Below are 16,939 nucleotides of genomic sequence, written 5' to 3'. Positions count from 1 at the left end.
ACCCCCCTCACCCCACGCTCCCCACCGCCGCGCGGTCATCCCGCAACCGCAGGTACAGCGGCGCCCCCTTGGGCACCGCCAGGCTCGTGCCCGTAAACCCTTCCGGCACGCGCACCGGTTGGGCGAAGCCGCGGTCGCTCGCCAGGGCGTCCAGCAGGAACAGGTCGCTGCCGGTCAGCGTGCAGCGCTCCTGCGCGTCGGCGCAGGCCACGCCCGCGATCCGCGGCAGCCGCACCAGCGTGCCGAGCGGCGCCCAGGGGCCGGCCGCCTCGCCCTGCACCACGCGATAGCGCAGCGGGCCATAGGCGGAGCCGCCCAGCGCCTCGGCCGGGGCGATGCTCGCGATCGCGATCGTCGCGTCCTGGAGCTTCACCGGCAGCAGCGTGGTCGCGCGGCCGTCCTCGGTCGCGACCTCCACCCGCTCGCTGCCGGAAAAGCGGGTCGAGCCCTGCGCCTTCAGCGCAAAGGTCAGCCGCGCGTCGTTGGGGATCACCGTGTCCCCCTCGATGCGGATCGCTAGCCCCTCGGCGCCGCCGCGCGCGACGGTGCGGCTCACCACCGCCGCCATCGGCCGCTGCGCCTCCACCGTGCCGTCGATCGACAGGCTGCGCCCGTCCGCCAGCACCGCCTTAGCCTGGAACGGCTGGCCCGCAGCCGGCGCCGCCACTGGGGCGGTCGCGCGCAGCACCAGCCGGTCGGCCTTGCCCTCGCGGCCAAGGTCGGCGGGCTCGAACACCGCATCGCCGATGGTGAGCCGCGTGACCTTCTCCAGCCGCGCGCCATAGAGCGTCGCCTCGGCATCGTCGGCGTGGAAGCGCAGGCGGTCGATCCGGCTCGCCTCGGCCAGCGCGGCGATCGCGATGCTCTCCGGCTGGGCGACGCCCTGCTGCTCGACCAGCAGCGTCATCTTGCCCGGCCTGGCCTTGGCGAGCGGCAGGGTGGCAGCGATGCTGCCGTCGCCCGCGGCCTTCCACGCGACCTCCTGCACCGCCCCCGACGCATCGCGCAGCGACAGGCGGGAGACGCAGGCGGCGGCACCGCCCTCCAGCGTCAGCGCATTGTCGCGGCCGACGACCACGCCCGCGCCCTCGCCCGCGATCCGCCAGCCACCCCGAGGCGGCTGCAGGCGGAAGCTCGGCCCGTCGAGCGGGGCGAAGCCCCAATTGCCGTGCAGCTGCGCCTCGACCGGCTCCTTCTGCCCCGCCAGCAGGTGCGCCGCGACCACATAGCCGCCGCGCAGCGCATCCGCGCGCGCCGGCAGGTCGACGGTGGCGCCGTTGGGGCCCTTCACCCTAAGCGCCATGGCGTGGGCATAGTCGGTCGCATAGACCAGCGGCGCACCGGTCACCGGCAGCACCAGCTCGCCCGGCGGCGCGCACAGCACCTGATCGGCACCGGCACGCAGCAGCGGCGGATCGACTGGGCGCACCGGCGGCAGGCCGATGACCATCACCGACTTGGGGCTGGCAAAGGAGGGCGCGGTGTTGAGCAACAGCCCAGCACGCTCGCCGTCGAGCTGCGCCAGCGCCGGGATATAGGTGAAGCGCGTCGTCTGGAACGCGCCGAACAGCCGCGCGACGTCGCGCACCACGCCGATATACGGGCTGTAATAGCCGTATCCGCCCTCGGGCGTGGCGGCGATCTGGAGGGCGAGGTCGGTCGGCGCCCCCACCAGCGTCTCGGCCAGCGAGGTGCGGGTGCCGTCGGTCAGCAGCAGCGTGTTTTCGCTCTGCCCCATGCAGGCGGCGCGCTGCTCGACCGGCTGCTGCAGGCACTCGTCGCGCACCTTGATCGACAGCGCACGCGTCAGCTGCTCGGTGCGGGCCGGGATCTCGGCCGGGCGGGTGCGCTCGGCATCCTGGATGCCGTCCAGGAACAGGTCCAGCCGCGCCCGATCGCGCGAGGCCTGGGCAAGCTCGATCGAGGCGCGCACGAAGGCGCCGGGCTGGCGCTGCACCGTGTCCACCACCGCGTCGAAGCCGCCGCCCGTCTCCGGCACCACGAACAGCACCAGCTGTTCGGCGCCCTTGGGCACCTCCAGGTCCAGGCTGCCCTTCTTGCGCTCCCAGCTTTCCGCCTTGAAGAACCAGCGCTTGGGCGGCGGGTTGGTGGCGCCGCGCAGGAACGCCGCGACCAGCAGGTAGCGTACCCCCTGGCTCTCGGGCAGCTCGGCGGCGATCCGGATGCGGTCGCCCGCGGCGATGCTCGGCACCTTGGCGATCGGCAGGGTCGCGCCGCCGCGGGTCACCGACATGCGCAGGGCCGGGCCGGGCAGGTCGAACTGCTGGCTCTCCGCCTGCACCACGGCGGGCAGCACCATCGCCGCCGCCGCCAGAAATGCTCCGAACCGCTGGAATCTCATGCGCAACGCCACTCCCGATGATCCTCGGCACCGCCGCCGTGCCGCCGTCCGGTGTCGAATTTAGGGCACGGCTGGCACCAGATTGGTCCCCTCGCCGCCGCATCCCTCTTTCACTAAACCGTCACGGTGCCTAAGGACGGCCGCATCGGTGGGCAACGAAAGTCGGACATGAAACTCCTCGCGGGCAACTCCAATCTTCCTCTCGCGCAGGCGATCGCAGGCTATCTGGAGATCCCCCTCACCCGCGCGAGCGTCCGCCGCTTCGCCGACGAGGAGATCTTCGTCGAGGTGCTGGAGAATGTCCGCGGCGAGGACGTGTTCGTCCTCCAGTCGACCTCCTACCCCGCCAACGACAACCTCATGGAACTGCTGATCATGATCGACGCGCTGCGCCGCGCGTCGGCTCGGCGGATCACGGCGGTGCTCCCCTATTTCGGCTATGCGCGCCAGGACCGGAAGCCCGGCCCCCGCACGCCCATCTCGGCCAAGCTCGTCGCGAACCTGGTGACGGTGGCGGGTGCCGACCGCGTGCTCTCGGTCGATCTCCACGCCGGGCAGATCCAGGGCTTCTTCGACATCCCGACCGACAATCTCTTCGCCGCCCCCGTCATGTCGGCGGACGTCGCCACCCGCTATGGCGAGCACAACCTGATGGTCGTCTCCCCCGACGTCGGCGGCGTGGTGCGCGCCCGCGCGCTCGCCAAGCGCCTGGGCAACGCCCCCCTCGCCATCGTCGACAAGCGTCGCGAGAAGCCGGGCGAGTCGGAAGTCATGAACATCATCGGCGACGTGCGCGGCCGCTTCTGCGTGCTGGTGGACGACATCGTCGACTCGGCCGGCACGCTGTGCAACGCCGCCGGCGCGCTGAAGGCCGCGGGGGCCGAGGGCGTGGTCGCCTATTGCACGCACGGCGTACTGTCGGGCGGCGCGGTCTCGCGCGTCGAGAATTCGGCGCTTACCGAACTCGTCATCACCGACTCGATCGGCAACCACGACGTGATCGCCGGCGCCGCCAAGATCCGCCACATGACGATCGCCCCGCTGATCGCCGAGGCGATCCGCCGCATCGCCGAAGAAGCTTCGGTCTCCAGCCTGTTCAACTGATCGGGCGAGTTCGACGCGAACCCTGTTGACGCTTCTTGCACCCCGGCGGAGGCCGGGGCCCAGTTGCGACGCGGCTGTTGGGTTTCGCTCCCTCGCTTCCACCTTCCCAACTGGGCCCCGGCCTTCGCCGGGTACCGCCAGGAAATCCGCTCGGCGGCCGCCTACCGCTCCCGCTCGGCGATCCGCGCCATCAGCGTCGTGATCCGCAGCAGCACCAGCAGCCCCGCGGCGGCAAAGCCCGCCAGCGCCAGCACCGCATAGGCGAGCGTCTCCAGCGAGTCGGCGATGCGGCTGTCGGCCGCCGCCGACTCGCGCTGCGCGATCGCCTGGGCGACCTCGGGCGTCACCTTGCCCATCGGCGTCGGCTCCACGCCGGCGAAGCTGTCCTGCCGCGGATCGACCGGCGGGATGCCGTCGGGCGGCACCGGCCGGCTCACGAGGGACCCCGGCGGCAAGGTCGGCCCCCGCGACAGCGTCGCCAGCGCCCCGATCAGCGCGAGCGTCGACAGTCCGCTCAGCACCAGCATCGCAAAGCGGCCGAGCCGGTCGGCCATGCTCATGCGTGATCCTCGGTCAGCGGCGCGTCGCGCGGATCGCCCGGCTGGCGCGCCCCCGCATTGCCGCGGCGGCGCAGTTCCGCCTTCAGCGCCTCCGGCTTGGGTGCCCACAGGAAGCCGAAGCTCACCGTGCCCTCCTTGGTGCCCACCGCATGGTGGAGCCGATGCGCCTGCATGATCCGCTTCATATAGGCCGAACGCGGCAGGTACCGGTGCGGTACCCGCTTGTGCACGATCACGTCGTGAAAGCCGAAATAGATCGCGCCATAGGCGGCGATCCCCGCCCCGATCCACGCCCAGCCCGGCCACCAGCCCAGCTGCACCCCGCCCAGGATCAGCACGAACGACGGCACCGCGAAGATCGCGGCGTAGAGGTCGTTCCACTCGAACGCGCCGGCGCGCGGGCGGTGGTGGCTCGCATGCAGGAACCAGCCCGGCCCGTGCATCAGCCAGCGGTGCGCGGCATAGGCGAACAGCTCCATGCCAGCCACGGTGCCGATGAACAGCGCGATGCCGATTGCCCAGTGCATGGCCGCGATATAGCGATGCACCATGATGAGTGCGAGACTTGGATGGACACTGGTCGCCGCCTCGGCGGCGCTCGCCGGCTGCGCCTTGCCCGAAGCGCGGGTGCGCACCGGCCTCGAACGTGCCGGCCTGTCGCCGCGCGTCTCCGCCTGCATGGCCGAGCGGATGGTCGATCGCCTCAGCCTTGCCCAGCTCCGCCGCCTCGGCGACCTGCCGCAAGCCCGCGGCGCCCGGTCGCTGCCGGACTTCCTGCGCGAGGTTCGCGCCCTAGGTGATCCGGAAATCCTGGGCGTCACAACCAGTTCCGCCGCGCTCTGTGCGACGGGCCTGGCGGGCTGATCTTTATTGCGACCGCTTCGCAATCGCATCAACGGCGTTCAGGGGTGGATTTACCGCACGCGCTGTGCTTAAGGCTGGCGGAATTTTTCCGTTTCTCGAACCAAGCGAGGCAGGAACTTCTCCATGAACATTCACGAATATCAGGCCAAGGAACTCCTCGCGAAGTTCGGCGCGCCGATCGCCGCCGGCTATGCCGCCTTCACCGTGGACGAGGCCGTCGAGGCCGCAGGCCGCCTCCCCGGGCCGCTCTATGTCGTCAAGTCGCAGATCCACGCCGGTGGCCGCGGCAAGGGCAAGTTCAAGGAACTCGGCCCTGATGCGAAGGGCGGCGTCCGCCTCGCCTTCAGCCTGGACGAGGTCCGCGCGCATGCGGCCGACATGCTCGGCAACACGCTGGTGACGATCCAGACCGGCGACGCCGGCAAGCAGGTCAACCGCCTGTACATCACCGACGGTGCCGACATCGCCAAGGAATTCTACCTGGCGCTGCTGGTCGATCGCGCGACCGGCCGCATCGCCTTCGTCGTCTCGACCGAGGGCGGCATGGACATCGAGGAGGTCGCCCACTCGACCCCTGAGAAGATCCACACCTTCGACGTCGATCCGGCGACCGGCTTCATGCCGCACCACGGCCGTTCGGTCGCAGCCGCGCTCGACCTCAGCGGCGACCAGGCCAAGCAGGCCGCCAAGGTCGCAGCCGCGCTCTACAAGGCGTTCGAGACCACCGACGCCTCGCAGATCGAGATCAACCCGCTGGCACTCACCGAGCAGGGCAACATCCTGGTGCTCGACGCCAAGGTCGGCTTCGATTCGAACGCGATGTTCCGCCACAAGGACATCGCCGAGCTGCGCGACGAGACCGAAGAGGACCCGATGGAGCTCGAGGCGTCGAAGTACGACCTCGCCTACATCAAGCTCGACGGCGACATCGGCTGCATGGTGAACGGCGCGGGCCTCGCGATGGCCACGATGGACATCATCAAGCTCAACGGCATGTTCCCGGCCAACTTCCTCGACGTGGGCGGCGGCGCCAACAAGGAGAAGGTGACGGCCGCGTTCAAGATCATCCTGTCCGATCCGTCGGTGAAGGGCATCCTGGTCAACATCTTCGGCGGCATCATGCGCTGCGACATCATCGCAGACGGCATCGTCGCCGCGGCGAAGGAAGTGAACCTGCAGGTTCCGCTCGTCGTCCGCCTCGAAGGCACCAACGTCGAGAAGGGCAAGGAAATCCTCGCCAACTCCGGCCTCGCCATCGTCCCCGCCAACGACCTGGGCGACGCCGCCAAGAAGATCGTGGCAGAGGTGAAGAAGGTCGCAGCCTGATCCACTAGGCGCCCCCGCCCACGCGGCCGGGGCGCCGAATCCGGGGCTGAGCTGAGCGGAAACAGCCGGCCGTCCCAGGACAGACCTAGTACCCCGGCGAAGGCCGGGGCCCAGTTGGGAAAGCGGCTGCAAAAGGGCGCCACGCCCACCTCGCCGTGCTCCTGCGCAGGCAGGAGCCCAGGGTTCCAAGAGCCCCCAGCGGTTGCTCTGCCGGACCCTGGATCCCTGCCTTCGCAGGGATACGGAGGATTGCGCGGAAGGCGCGTGCGTTTCGCACCCGTCCCGCAAGCTCGACCAATTCTCGGGGCCCGCCCCGGCCAAGGACCGGGGCACCGCCTCGAACCATGGCCGCGGCGGGCCCCTTGCTATAGGGTCCCGGCATTTCCGTTCACGGAGAGAAACACATGAAGCTGTTGGTGCCGGTCAAGCGGGTGCTTGACTACAACGTAAAGCCGCGGGTGAAGGCGGACGGGTCGGGTGTCGACCTCGCCAACGTCAAGATGAGCATGAACCCGTTCGACGAGATCGCCGTCGAAGAGGCCATCCGCCTGAAGGAAAAGGGCGTCGCCACCGAGGTCGTGGTGGTCTCGATCGGCGAGCCCAAGGCGCAGGACACGCTGCGCACCGCACTCGCGATGGGTGCCGACCGCGCGATCCTCATCACGTCGGACGTCCGCCCCGAGCCGCTCGGCGTCGCCAAGCTCCTCGCCAAGGTGGTCGAGGAAGAGCAGCCGCAGCTCGTGATTCTCGGCAAGCAGGCGATCGACGACGACAACAACCAGACCGGCCAGATGCTGGCCGCGCTGCTCGGCTGGGGCCAGGGCACGTTCGCGTCCAAGGTCGAGGTCGAGGGCGACACCGCCCATGTCACCCGCGAAGTCGACGGCGGTCTCGAGACGGTGGCGCTGCCGCTGCCCGCGATCGTCACCACCGACCTGCGCCTGAACGAGCCGCGCTACGCCTCGCTGCCCAACATCATGAAGGCGAAGTCCAAGCCGCTCGCGCAGAAGACCCCCGCCGATTACGGCGTCGACCTCACCCCGCGCATCACGATCCTCAAGGTCGAGGAACCCGCCAAGCGCGCCGCCGGCATCAAGGTCGACAGCGTCGACGCGCTGGTCGACAAGATCAAGAGCCTGGGAGTGATCGCATGAGCGTGCTGGTACTGGTCGAACAGCTCGACGGCCGCGTGAAGGACGCGACGCTCGCCACCCTCACCGCCGCTGCCAAGCTCGGCGACGTAGTCGCGCTGGTCGCCGGCAGCGGCGACGCTGCCGTGCAGGCCGCCGACGCGGTCGCCAAGGTTGCGGGCGTGTCGAAGGTGCTGCTGGCGAACGATCCGGCCTATGCGAACATGCTGGCCGAGAATGTCGCAGCCCTGGTGGTTCCGCTGATGGCCGACCAAGACGCCTTCCTCGCCAACGCCACCTCGATCGGCAAGAACGTCGCGCCGCGCGTCGCAGCGCTGCTCGACGTGATGCAGGTGAGCGACATCGTCTCGGTCGAGGGCGCCGACACCTTCACCCGCCCGATCTATGCCGGCAACGCGGTCGCGACCGTCCAGTCGTCGGACGCCAAGAAGGTCATCACCGTCCGCGCGACCGGCTTCGAAAAGGCCGCTTCCGAAGGCGGCAGCGCCCCGGTCGAGACCGTCACCGCGCCGGGCGATCAGGGCAGGTCGCGCTTCGTCGGTGCGGAGACCCAGGAGTCGGCCCGCCCCGAGCTCACCAGCGCCGCGGTGATCGTCTCCGGCGGCCGTGCGCTCGGTTCGGAAGAGCAGTTCCATGCCCTCATCGAGCCGCTCGCCGACAAGCTCGGCGCCGCCGTCGGCGCCAGCCGTGCGGCAGTCGACGCAGGCTTCGCGCCCAACGACTATCAGGTCGGCCAGACCGGCAAGATCGTCGCCCCGGACGTCTATGTCGCGGTCGGCATCTCGGGCGCCATCCAGCACCTTGCCGGCATGAAGGACAGCAAGATCATCATCGCCATCAACAAGGACGAAGACGCCCCCATCTTCCAGGTCGCCGACGTCGGCCTGGTCGGCGACCTCTTCCAGATCGTGCCCGAACTCACCGAGAAGCTGTAAACCAAAGGGGCGGGAGCAATCCCGCCCCTTCGTTTACGCGGGACGCCCAACCGCTAACCGGGAAGCGCACGCGACGAGCGAACGTCGCGGTTTTCGTTGTGACCGCGCTCCCGCAATGCACCTCACGAGGGCTGCCGAATGCGCCAGACTCGGTGGCGTGAAACGCTATGAGTCCGGGTCATAGCGCCCGGCATTTCACCAGCTACATCACGGCAGACTTCAAGAGGGCACGATGCTCCCGTCCTGTCCGGCGCCAGTCATAACTTTCCGCATATCTTCGGGTGGCTGCTCGCTCGGGCAAAGCGGCAAGGAGGCGAGCAATCGCGTCGCTGATTGCCGGTACCGAACGGTCGGCGGTTAGCAGACCAGCTTCGCGGACCTTCACGACCTCCGGCGATCCCCAAACCGGCGTCGCCACTAGGGGCGTCCCACAGGCAATCGCCTCTAGAAGCACGTTCGCAATTCCCTCGCGGTCCGCACAGTTCAGCGCGATGTCGGCAGCGCCGTACAAGCCGGGCAACCGCTCCTGATCGACATGGCCCAAGAACTCGACCCGATCCCCGACACCCAGGTTCATCGCTAACGCTCGCAGAGCTCTGTCGCGAGGACCGTCCCCTGCAATCATCAATCTCACTCCCGGGAGAGCGGCAACGGCCCGAATTGCAAGGTCGTGCCCCTTGCGGTCGATTAGGTGTCCCACCGAAAGGAGCGTCGGCCCATCCATTCCCAGCGAGCGGCGTAGTGCGCGCCGGTCCTCCGGAGGCCTAAACATGTCGAGATCTACACCGTGTTCGACCACATGAACTTTGTCGGATGCTACCCCAATTGAAACCAGTTCATCGCGCAGCGCACCACAAACAGCGGTTACGGCGTATGCTCTCTCCACGGCACGAACGATCATCCGCCGCTCACGAGGAAATTGGGGAATGAGGCTGACATCGCTTCCAAGAGCAGTCATCAGATACGGGCGATTGAACCAGCGTGCGAGTAGACTGGCAGCTACACCATCAGGGTATAAATAGTAGCTGTCGATTACGTCGAAGTTAAATTTTTGACGCAAGGAGGCAACATGCCGATAAAGTGCCGCGGCCATAAGCCACGGCGCCATGCTCATGCCGACTTTCGGCAACACCGGGTATCGAGGATAACTTATCGGCGTATCCCGCCGAACTGCTTTGCACGGAGTACGCGCGAAATCCGCATAGCGCCCAAAGATCGGGTTTTTGGATGGAAACCACGGAACAGGTGCTATAACTTGTAACGAGTCCCTGGTAGTACTTAAATGAGCCACCCGGTGCTCGATGAAGATACCGTGACGCCGCTGCACATCGTTGGGATACAGGCTCGAAAGGACAAGAACTTTCATTACTTCTAACCCGACACAGATCCAATGAGTATCTTTTCTTACTTACAACTTAGCTATTGCGAAGAACACACACCATCAGCGCGAGAGTGGGGTGACCGACCTTCGGAGTCTTTTGATGTAGATAAGTCTTGATCTTTGAATTACTAAGGCCACCTGTTCTGACCGAACACATTTAAATATATTTTGGTGTTTCATTTTGTTACGGTGCCAAACCTGGTTCCTTCGCTAGTACAGACGTTTCGAGAGCCCCGCCATGATCCACCGCCATCTTTCGATCACCGGACGCGTCCAGGGCGTGTCCTACCGCGCGTGGATGATCGAGCAGGCCCAGGCGCTCGGCATCACCGGCTGGGTGCGCAACCGTGCCAACGGCAGCGTCGAGGCGGTGGTCGCGGGGCCGGCCGAGCAGGTGGACGCCCTGGTCGCCCGCGCCCATCGCGGCCCGCCCGCCGCACGCATAACCGCGGTCACCGTCACCGAAGCGCCGGCGGCGGTTCATCCGGATTTCGCCAAGCGCGCCACCGTCTGATCGCCCAGGCTGTCCTACACGCCGGCAAGCTGCTTCGGTGCGGCCATGAACCGCGCCCGCTTCCGCTTCGCCATCCCGCCGCCGCCTGCCGTGCGACGGCGCGTCTTGGACTAACTTTCGCCTAACCTTTCACATGCTGGGACGGCCTGCCCACGACCCGGAGGGGCTTGCGCGGCGCCAGCCGCAGCACCGCATAGCCGGCTAAAGCCGACAGCACCGATCCCGCGAGCACGCCGATCTTGACCTCGTCCACCAGCAGCGGGTCGTTCGGAAATGCGAGGCCGCCGATGAACAGGCTCATGGTGAAGCCGATGCCCGCCAGCAGCGACAGGCCCCAGATCTGCACCCAGCTGGCGCCGCCCGGCCGCGGCGCAAAGCCGGTGCGGTTGGCGATCCAGATGCTTCCGAAGATGCCGATCTGCTTGCCCAGCAACAGGCCCAGCGCGACGCCCAGCGGCAGCGGGTCGAGCAACACGCCGGCCGAGGTCCCGGCGAGCGACACGCCGGCATTGGCGAAGCCGAACAGGGGGACGATCGCGTACGCCACCCAGGGATGCAGCGCGTGCTCCAGCCGGTGGAGCGGCGAGTCGACCGCGTCCGGAGCGGCCGGGGTGGGCTTCACCGGGATCATCAGCGCGGTCGCGACGCCGGCGATGGTCGCATGCACGCCCGACAGGAAGACGAAGTACCAGAGCGCCAGGCCAAGCAGGAGATAGGGGGTGAGCGACCGCACCTTCGATTGGTTCAGCACGTACATCGCCGCCAGCACCAGCCCGGCCGCGGCCAGCGCCAGGCTGGCGATGCCGTCGGTATAGGCGAGCGCGATGATCGCCACCGCCCCCATGTCGTCGACGATGGCGACTGTGGTCAGGAACAGCTTGAGCGAGGCCGGCGCCCGCGACCCGAGCAGCGCCAGCACGCCGATGGCGAAGGCGATGTCGGTCGCCGCCGGCACTGCCCAGCCGCCCTGCAGTTCGGGCCGGCCGCCGGTGACCGCAAGGTACACCAGCGCCGGCACCACCATGCCGGCCGCAGCCGCGACCACCGGCAGCCGCCGGTGCTGCCAGGTGGCGAGCCGCCCGTCGACGAACTCGCGCTTGATCTCCAGCCCCACGAGCAGGAAGAAGATCGCCATCAGCCCGTCGTTGATCCACAGATGGACCGTCATCGGCCCGTATTTGGGGCTGAGCACCGGGCCGGTGGTCCAGTGAAGCAGGTGGAAATAAGGCTCCGACAGCCCCGGCAGATTCGCCACCACCATCGCCAGCGCGGCGGCCGCGATCAGCAGCACACCGCCGCCCGCCTCGCTCTTCAGGAACTCGCGAAGCGCGGAACGGGGGTGGTGGGGGCTGTCTGGCATGGTCACTCCTGTCCGCCGCGCGCCTCAGGCGCGGGCGAGCGCCTCCGCGATCAGCTGGCGGCTGTTGTCGATGCCATAGAGCGCGATGAAGCTGCCCATGCGCGGCCCCTGGCTGGTGCCGAGCAGCGTCTCGTACAGCGCCTTGAACCAGTCACGCAGCGACTCGAAGCCGCCGGTCTTGCCGATCTCATAGACCGCATCCTGGATCGTCTCGGCGCTCGCGTCCGCCGGCATCGCCGCCAGTTGCGCGTCCAGCCGCTGGAGTGCCGCCACCTCGACACCTTCCGGAGCCCGCCGCTCGGGCTTGTCGGCGACGTCGCGGACATAGGCGAGCGCATGGTCGATCAGTCGGTCGAGCGCCGGGTACGCCTCGGGCGAGGCATCGGCGACATAGTTCGCCAGATAGCCCCACACCTGCTCCTTGGTCGCCTCGCCCATCACGCCGACCAGGTTCAGCAAGAGGCCGAAGGTGACCGGCAGCGTCTCTTCCGGCGGCGGGCCGCCATGGATGTGGTGCACGGGGTTGCCCAGCTGCTGCTCGACCGGCTGGCTCGGGTAGTTGCCCCGGAACTGCCAATATTCGTCGATCGCCCGCGGGATCACGCCCAGGTGCAGCTGCTTCGCCTTCTTGGGCTCGCGATAGGCGTAGAAGGCCAGGCTCTCTTCCGGGCCATAGGTCAGCCACTGCTCGAGGCTGAGGCCATTGCCCTTGGACTTGGAGATCTTCTCCCCCTTCTCGTCCAGGAACATCTCGTAGTTGAAGCCCTCCGGCGGCCGGCCGCCGAGCACGCGCGCGATCTTGGACGACTGCACGACCGAGTCGATCAAATCCTTGCCCGCCATCTCGTAATCGACGCCCAAGGCGACCCAGCGCATCGCCCAGTCAACCTTCCACTGGAGCTTCGACAGCCCGCCGAGCGCCGACTGGACGATCCGCTCGCCCTCGTCGTCGAACGCGATCAGGCCGGCCTCGGCATCCACCACTTCTACCGGCACCTGCAGCACGACGCCCGACTTGGGGCTGACCGGCAGTACCGGCGAATAGGTTGCCTGCCGCTCCTTGCGCAGCGTCGGCAGCATCACGTCCATGATGCCCTGGTAGTGCCGCAGCACGCCGCGCAGCGCCTCGTCGAAGCGGCCCGAGGTGTAATATTCCGTCGACGACGCAAACTCATAGTCGAAGCCGAAGCGGTCGAGGAATTCGCGCAGCAGCGCATTGTTGTGGTGCGCGAAGCTCTCGTGGCAGCCGAACGGATCGGGCACCTGCGTCAGCGGCTTGCCCAGGTGCTCGGCCAGCATCTCGCGGTTGGGCACGTTGTCGGGCACCTTGCGCAGGCCGTCCATGTCGTCGCTGAACGCGATCAGGCGGGTGGGCGTGTCCGACAGCTCGGCAAAGGCCTGGCGCACCATGGTGGTGCGCAGCACTTCGTTGAAGGTGCCGATGTGCGGCAGGCCCGACGGGCCATAACCGGTTTCGAAGATCACCGGCGCCCCGCCGGGCTTGCCGTCGGGATAGCGCTTGAGGAGCTTGCGCGCCTCCTCATAGGGCCAGGCCTTGGACACGAGGGCGGCGGTACGGAGCGCGGGATCGATCATCCCGGCCCTGTAACGCCTCGGCGACGGCTTGGCCAAGCCGGATTGCGCGGCACGCTTTCGCACTGCAACAAAGTCCGCGTTCCAGGCGTCTCCTCCGTTCACGCTTTCACCAAGGTACCGAAGTCTCGTGATCGTCAGTGCAACTCCTCGATTCCGCAACATCCTCCTGGACGTGTGGCAGCCGCTTTTCATCCTGTTCCTGTGGGACGTGGCGGTGACCGTCTTCTATTTCATCTCGCCGTTCCGCGCGCCGGCACTGCCGCTCACCCTGTTCGGCACCGCCCTGGCGCTGTTCCTCGGCTTTCGCGTCAATTCCGCCTACCAGCGCTGGTGGGAAGGCCGGGTGCTGTGGGGCGCGATGATCAACGCCTCACGCAGCCTTGCGCGCGGCTCCATGGCGTTCCTGCCGATCGACGACATCGGGCCCGCGCGAGAGCTGAAGCGCAGCATCGTGCTGCGGCACATCGCTTATGTGCACGGCCTGCGTTGCCAGCTCCGACGCCAGGATCCTGCGCCGGAGGTGCTGCGCTTCCTGTCGCCGGCCGAGGCCGCCGATCCGCTCAGCCGCACCAACGTGGCCAATGGCCTGCTCGACGGCACCGGCCGCCGCATCGCACGGGCGATGCGCGAGGGCTGGATCGACACCATCCAGCAGACCCAGCTCGAAAGCATCCTGGTCGACATCGCCAATGCCCAGGGCGGCATGGAGCGGATCAAGAACACGCCGCTGCCCAACCAGTATCGCTTCCTCCCGACGCTGTTCGCGCGGCTGTTCTGCATCCTGCTGCCGATCGGGCTGGTCGAATCGCTCGGCTGGGCGACCCCGATCGGCTCCAGCCTGGCTGGCCTGATGTTCCTGACGGTGCTGCACATCGGCGACGACCTGGTCGATCCCTTTGCCGACACCATCCACGACGTGCCGATGACGGCCATGTGCCGCACGATCGAGATCGACCTGCTCCAGGCGATCGGCGATGCGGCACCGCCGCCGCTGCAGCCGGAAAAGGGCGTGCTGTGGTGACGCCGTTCCGCTTCCGTTCACCGGGAAGCCGGCTATAGAGGAAGCCATGCTCCCCTATCCCGCGCTGCACGCAAGCCACGGCGGCATCTGGGTCGCCACGCCCGACGGGGAGGTGCGCGGGATCAGCCGGGGCGAGGCGATCCGGCTCGCCGCGGACACGCCGACGCTGGTGCTGAACGCCCCGCTGGTGGCGCAGCGGCTCGGCTATGCGGAACTGTCGGGGCTCGACCTTCTGGAGCTCTTCGCCTTCCTGCGCCCCGCGCGCTTCATGGTCCCCACGCCCAAGGGACTCGCCGCCGTGACGGGTCTGCCCACGCCCGAGAGTGATGCGGCAGTCGCTCCCTTCCTCCGCGATGCCGCCGCCGCGCTCCTGGCCATCATGGAAGGCGAGTGGCCGGAACGCGAGGGGGCCTGGCACGCTGCCCAGTCCCTGTTCCGGCTGCGCTGGACCTGGGCACCTGCCGTTACCCAGCGGCTGGCAAAGCCGGAGCGCGCCGAGCGCTGGCTCTTTTCCAAGCTTCCGGAGTGGGAGGAGCGCGCACCCCGCCCCGCCCCGCGCACCATCGCCGTGGATGGCGCCGACGTGGTCGCCCGCCTCGATGCCCTCACCGGCGCCGGAGCCGAACGGCGGCACGGCCAGCGCAACTATGCCGCCGCCGCCGCCGATGCCTTTGCCCCGCGCGTGGTGCGCGACTCGCCCAATCTGGTGCTGGCGGAGGCGGGCACCGGCATCGGCAAGACGCTGGGCTATCTGGCGCCCGCGTCGCTCTGGTCCGAACGGGCCGGCGGCGCCGTCTGGGTATCGACCTATACCAAGGCGCTCCAGCGCCAGCTCGCCCGCGAAGGGGAGCGACTCTTCCCTGACGAGGAGGAGCGCAAGCGGCGGATCGTCACCCGTAAGGGGCGCGAGAACTATGTCTGCCTGCTGAACCTGGAGGATGCGCTGCAGGGCGGTTTCGCCGGACGCGCGGCGATCCTGGCGCAACTGGTGGCGCGCTGGGCGGCCTACACCGCCGACGGCGACATGGTCGGCGGCGACCTGCCCGGCTGGCTGCCGACGCTGTTCCGCCGCAACGGTTCGACCGCGCTCACCGACCGCCGCGGCGAGTGCATCTACGCGGGCTGCCCGCATTATCGGAAGTGCTTCATCGAGCGCGCGGCGCGTGCGTCCGCGGATGCCGACCTGGTGATCGCCAATCACGCGCTGGTGATGGTGAACGCCGCCCGCGGCCGCGAGTCGGCGACTCGGCCCACGCGCTATGTCTTCGACGAGGGGCATCACCTGTTCGATGCGGCCGACGCGATGTTCTCGGCAGCGTTGACCGGTGCCGAGGCGATCGAGTTGCGCCGCTGGGTGCTCGGGCCGGAGGCAAAGGCGCGGGGCCGCAGGCGCGGGCTCGCAGCCCGGCTCTCCGATGTCGCGAGCTACGACGACGGCGGGGCGGAAGCGATCGCAGCCGCGGTCAACGCCGCGCAGGCGCTGCCTTCCGACGGCTGGCTCGGCCGCATCAACGAAGGTGCCCCGTTCGGGCCGGTCGAGACACTGCTCGCGGCCGTCCGGGGGCTCGTCTATGCGCGCGCACCCGATGCGGGCGAGGCGGGCTATGGGCTTGAGACGGAACTGGCCGAACCAGACCCCGGGCTTGTCGATGCCGCCGGTCCGGCGAGCGCCGCGCTGGAGGCTTTGCTGCGTCCGCTGCTGGCGCTCGGCCGCCGACTCGAGTCGGTGCTTGCAGAGGCGCCCGACTGGATGGACGCGCCGGCGCGGGCACGCATCGAAGGCGCCATCGCCTCGCTCGGCTGGCGTGCCGAGACGGTCGGCGCCTGGCTGGCGCTCATCGCGCGAATCGGTGGCCCGAACGATCCCGATTACGTCGACTGGCTCGCCGTCGATCGGGTGGAGGGGCGCGAGTACGATGTCGGGCTCCATCGCCATTGGCTCGACCCGAGCCGGCCCTTTGCCGACACCGTGCTCAAACCCGCCCATGGCGCGCTCGTCACCTCGGCCACCCTGAAGGCCGGCGGCGACTGGTCGGTGGCGGAAGCGCGCGCTGGCGCGCCCCACCTGGAGCGGGCACCGGGCCGATTCGAGGCGGCAAGCCCCTTCGACTATGCCGGCCAGGCGGAGTTGGTCATCGTCACCGACGTGAAGCGTGGCGACCTGGCGGCGCTCGCCAACGCCTATGCCCGGCTGATCGCCGCCGCGGGCGGCGGTACGCTTGGGCTCTTCACCGCCATTCGCCGCCTGCGGGCCGTCCATGCGCGCATCGCCGACCGGCTGGCGCGCGACGGCCTGCCGCTGCTCGCCCAGCATGTGGACCCGATCGATACGGGGACGCTGGTCGACATCTTCCGCGACGATCCCCGCGCCTCGCTGATCGGCACCGACGCGCTGCGGGACGGCGTCGACGTGCCCGGCGATTCGCTCCGGCTGGTCGCGATGGAGGGCGTACCCTGGCCCAAGCCGACCGTGCTCCATGCTGCCCGCCGGCTCGCAGGCGGTGGCAGCGCCTACGACGATCGGATCGTGCGCGCACGCCTGGCCCAGGCGTTCGGCCGGCTGATCCGCCGTGCGGACGACCGTGGCATGTTCGTGCTCCTCTCCGCCGCCATGCCGTCACGCCTGCTCACCGCCTTCCCGGAAGGGACACCGGTGTTGCGCACCACGCTCGACGAAGCCGTCGAACGTGCATCGCGGCTTTCCCTCGCCCGTCCCTTGGGGCATGAGGCGGCGACCGCCTGACGCCTCGCCCGACGGAAATGCC

At 68.6% G+C, this 16,939-nt stretch carries 14 protein-coding genes; 8 read left to right on the top strand and 6 right to left on the bottom strand.

Annotated elements, in window-relative coordinates; translation table 11 throughout:
- Positions 1–7: 7 nt before the first annotated feature.
- Positions 8–2,362 carry a hypothetical protein gene (locus MHZ35_RS01265; RefSeq protein WP_239434014.1) on the bottom strand — a complete coding sequence of 785 codons (2,355 nt, stop codon included), beginning with the start codon at positions 2,360–2,362 and terminating at the stop codon, positions 8–10.
- A 168-nt stretch (positions 2,363–2,530) separates the two neighbouring features.
- Here MHZ35_RS01265 and MHZ35_RS01260 point away from each other — a divergent pair, with 168 nt between their 5' ends.
- Positions 2,531–3,466, top strand: a complete 936-nt coding sequence (locus MHZ35_RS01260) for a ribose-phosphate pyrophosphokinase (protein WP_239434013.1) — start codon at positions 2,531–2,533, stop codon at positions 3,464–3,466.
- A 161-nt stretch (positions 3,467–3,627) separates the two neighbouring features.
- Here the strand turns inward: MHZ35_RS01260 and MHZ35_RS01255 are convergent, their stop codons facing one another.
- Positions 3,628–4,026 carry a hypothetical protein gene (locus tag MHZ35_RS01255; protein WP_125962512.1) on the bottom strand — a complete coding sequence of 133 codons (399 nt, stop codon included), beginning with the start codon at positions 4,024–4,026 and terminating at the stop codon, positions 3,628–3,630.
- Positions 4,023–4,553: a sterol desaturase family protein gene (locus MHZ35_RS01250; RefSeq protein ID WP_239434023.1), complete on the bottom strand. Its 531-nt coding sequence runs from the start codon at positions 4,551–4,553 to the stop codon at positions 4,023–4,025. Before MHZ35_RS01250 ends, MHZ35_RS01255 begins: the two co-directional genes overlap by 4 nt.
- Before the next feature lie 25 nt (positions 4,554–4,578).
- Here MHZ35_RS01250 and MHZ35_RS01245 point away from each other — a divergent pair, with 25 nt between their 5' ends.
- From MHZ35_RS01245 to MHZ35_RS01230, 4 genes are all read left to right on the top strand, one after another.
- The gene (locus MHZ35_RS01245) at positions 4,579–4,890 is read left to right on the top strand and encodes a hypothetical protein (RefSeq protein ID WP_446740998.1); all 312 of its coding nucleotides are present in this window, start codon (positions 4,579–4,581) and stop codon (positions 4,888–4,890) included.
- Positions 4,891–5,013: 123 nt separating this feature from the next.
- Entirely contained in the window at positions 5,014–6,216 is a 1,203-nt protein-coding gene (gene sucC, locus MHZ35_RS01240; protein WP_239434011.1) for an ADP-forming succinate--CoA ligase subunit beta, read from the top strand.
- 404 nt (positions 6,217–6,620) lie between these two features.
- Complete coding sequence (locus MHZ35_RS01235; RefSeq protein ID WP_239434010.1) at positions 6,621–7,370, top strand: electron transfer flavoprotein subunit beta/FixA family protein; 750 nt, start codon at positions 6,621–6,623, stop codon at positions 7,368–7,370.
- A complete protein-coding gene (locus MHZ35_RS01230) occupies positions 7,367–8,302 on the top strand; it encodes an electron transfer flavoprotein subunit alpha/FixB family protein (protein ID WP_239434009.1) in 936 nt (311 codons plus the stop codon). The genes MHZ35_RS01235 and MHZ35_RS01230 overlap by 4 nt, the downstream gene beginning before the upstream one ends.
- 202 nt (positions 8,303–8,504) lie before the next feature.
- Here MHZ35_RS01230 and MHZ35_RS01225 read toward each other — a convergent pair whose 3' ends face one another.
- On the bottom strand, positions 8,505–9,668 hold the full coding sequence (locus MHZ35_RS01225; RefSeq protein WP_239434008.1) for a glycosyltransferase: 1,164 nt from the start codon (positions 9,666–9,668) through the stop codon (positions 8,505–8,507).
- Positions 9,669–9,921: 253 nt separating this feature from the next.
- Here MHZ35_RS01225 and MHZ35_RS01220 point away from each other — a divergent pair, with 253 nt between their 5' ends.
- The gene (locus MHZ35_RS01220; protein ID WP_239434007.1) at positions 9,922–10,197 is read left to right on the top strand and encodes an acylphosphatase; all 276 of its coding nucleotides are present in this window, start codon (positions 9,922–9,924) and stop codon (positions 10,195–10,197) included.
- A gap of 121 nt (positions 10,198–10,318) precedes the next feature.
- Here the strand turns inward: MHZ35_RS01220 and nhaA are convergent, their stop codons facing one another.
- Together nhaA and MHZ35_RS01210 are read right to left on the bottom strand one after the other, a co-directional pair.
- Positions 10,319–11,557 carry a Na+/H+ antiporter NhaA gene (gene nhaA, locus MHZ35_RS01215; protein WP_239434006.1) on the bottom strand — a complete coding sequence of 413 codons (1,239 nt, stop codon included), beginning with the start codon at positions 11,555–11,557 and terminating at the stop codon, positions 10,319–10,321.
- 24 nt (positions 11,558–11,581) lie between these two features.
- Positions 11,582–13,153: a lysine--tRNA ligase gene (locus MHZ35_RS01210; RefSeq protein ID WP_239434005.1), complete on the bottom strand. Its 1,572-nt coding sequence runs from the start codon at positions 13,151–13,153 to the stop codon at positions 11,582–11,584.
- 127 nt (positions 13,154–13,280) lie between these two features.
- Here MHZ35_RS01210 and MHZ35_RS01205 point away from each other — a divergent pair, with 127 nt between their 5' ends.
- Positions 13,281–14,174 (top strand): bestrophin family protein, encoded by an 894-nt coding sequence (locus tag MHZ35_RS01205; protein ID WP_239434004.1) that lies wholly within the window; start codon positions 13,281–13,283, stop codon positions 14,172–14,174.
- A gap of 46 nt (positions 14,175–14,220) precedes the next feature.
- Positions 14,221–16,917, top strand: a complete 2,697-nt coding sequence (locus MHZ35_RS01200; protein WP_239434003.1) for an ATP-dependent DNA helicase — start codon at positions 14,221–14,223, stop codon at positions 16,915–16,917.
- The last annotated feature ends 22 nt before the right edge of the window (positions 16,918–16,939 follow it).

Origin of the sequence: Sphingomonas sp. ACRSK (genome assembly GCF_022346685.1) — a bacterium.
Taxonomy (GTDB): domain Bacteria; phylum Pseudomonadota; class Alphaproteobacteria; order Sphingomonadales; family Sphingomonadaceae; genus Sphingomonas; species Sphingomonas molluscorum.
This window is presented reverse-complemented; position numbering and strand designations above follow the sequence as displayed.

Coding starts and splice junctions, on each gene's coding strand:
- MHZ35_RS01265 (WP_239434014.1), bottom strand. CDS start 2,362: ATGAGATTCCAGCGGTTCGGAGCATTTCTGGCGGCGGCGGCGATGGTG.
- MHZ35_RS01260 (WP_239434013.1), top strand. CDS start 2,531: ATGAAACTCCTCGCGGGCAACTCCAATCTTCCTCTCGCGCAGGCGATC.
- MHZ35_RS01255 (WP_125962512.1), bottom strand. CDS start 4,026: ATGAGCATGGCCGACCGGCTCGGCCGCTTTGCGATGCTGGTGCTGAGC.
- MHZ35_RS01250 (WP_239434023.1), bottom strand. CDS start 4,553: ATGCACTGGGCAATCGGCATCGCGCTGTTCATCGGCACCGTGGCTGGC.
- MHZ35_RS01245 (WP_446740998.1), top strand. CDS start 4,579: ATGAGTGCGAGACTTGGATGGACACTGGTCGCCGCCTCGGCGGCGCTC.
- sucC (WP_239434011.1), top strand. CDS start 5,014: ATGAACATTCACGAATATCAGGCCAAGGAACTCCTCGCGAAGTTCGGC.
- MHZ35_RS01235 (WP_239434010.1), top strand. CDS start 6,621: ATGAAGCTGTTGGTGCCGGTCAAGCGGGTGCTTGACTACAACGTAAAG.
- MHZ35_RS01230 (WP_239434009.1), top strand. CDS start 7,367: ATGAGCGTGCTGGTACTGGTCGAACAGCTCGACGGCCGCGTGAAGGAC.
- MHZ35_RS01225 (WP_239434008.1), bottom strand. CDS start 9,668: ATGAAAGTTCTTGTCCTTTCGAGCCTGTATCCCAACGATGTGCAGCGG.
- MHZ35_RS01220 (WP_239434007.1), top strand. CDS start 9,922: ATGATCCACCGCCATCTTTCGATCACCGGACGCGTCCAGGGCGTGTCC.
- nhaA (WP_239434006.1), bottom strand. CDS start 11,557: ATGCCAGACAGCCCCCACCACCCCCGTTCCGCGCTTCGCGAGTTCCTG.
- MHZ35_RS01210 (WP_239434005.1), bottom strand. CDS start 13,153: ATGATCGATCCCGCGCTCCGTACCGCCGCCCTCGTGTCCAAGGCCTGG.
- MHZ35_RS01200 (WP_239434003.1), top strand. CDS start 14,221: ATGCTCCCCTATCCCGCGCTGCACGCAAGCCACGGCGGCATCTGGGTC.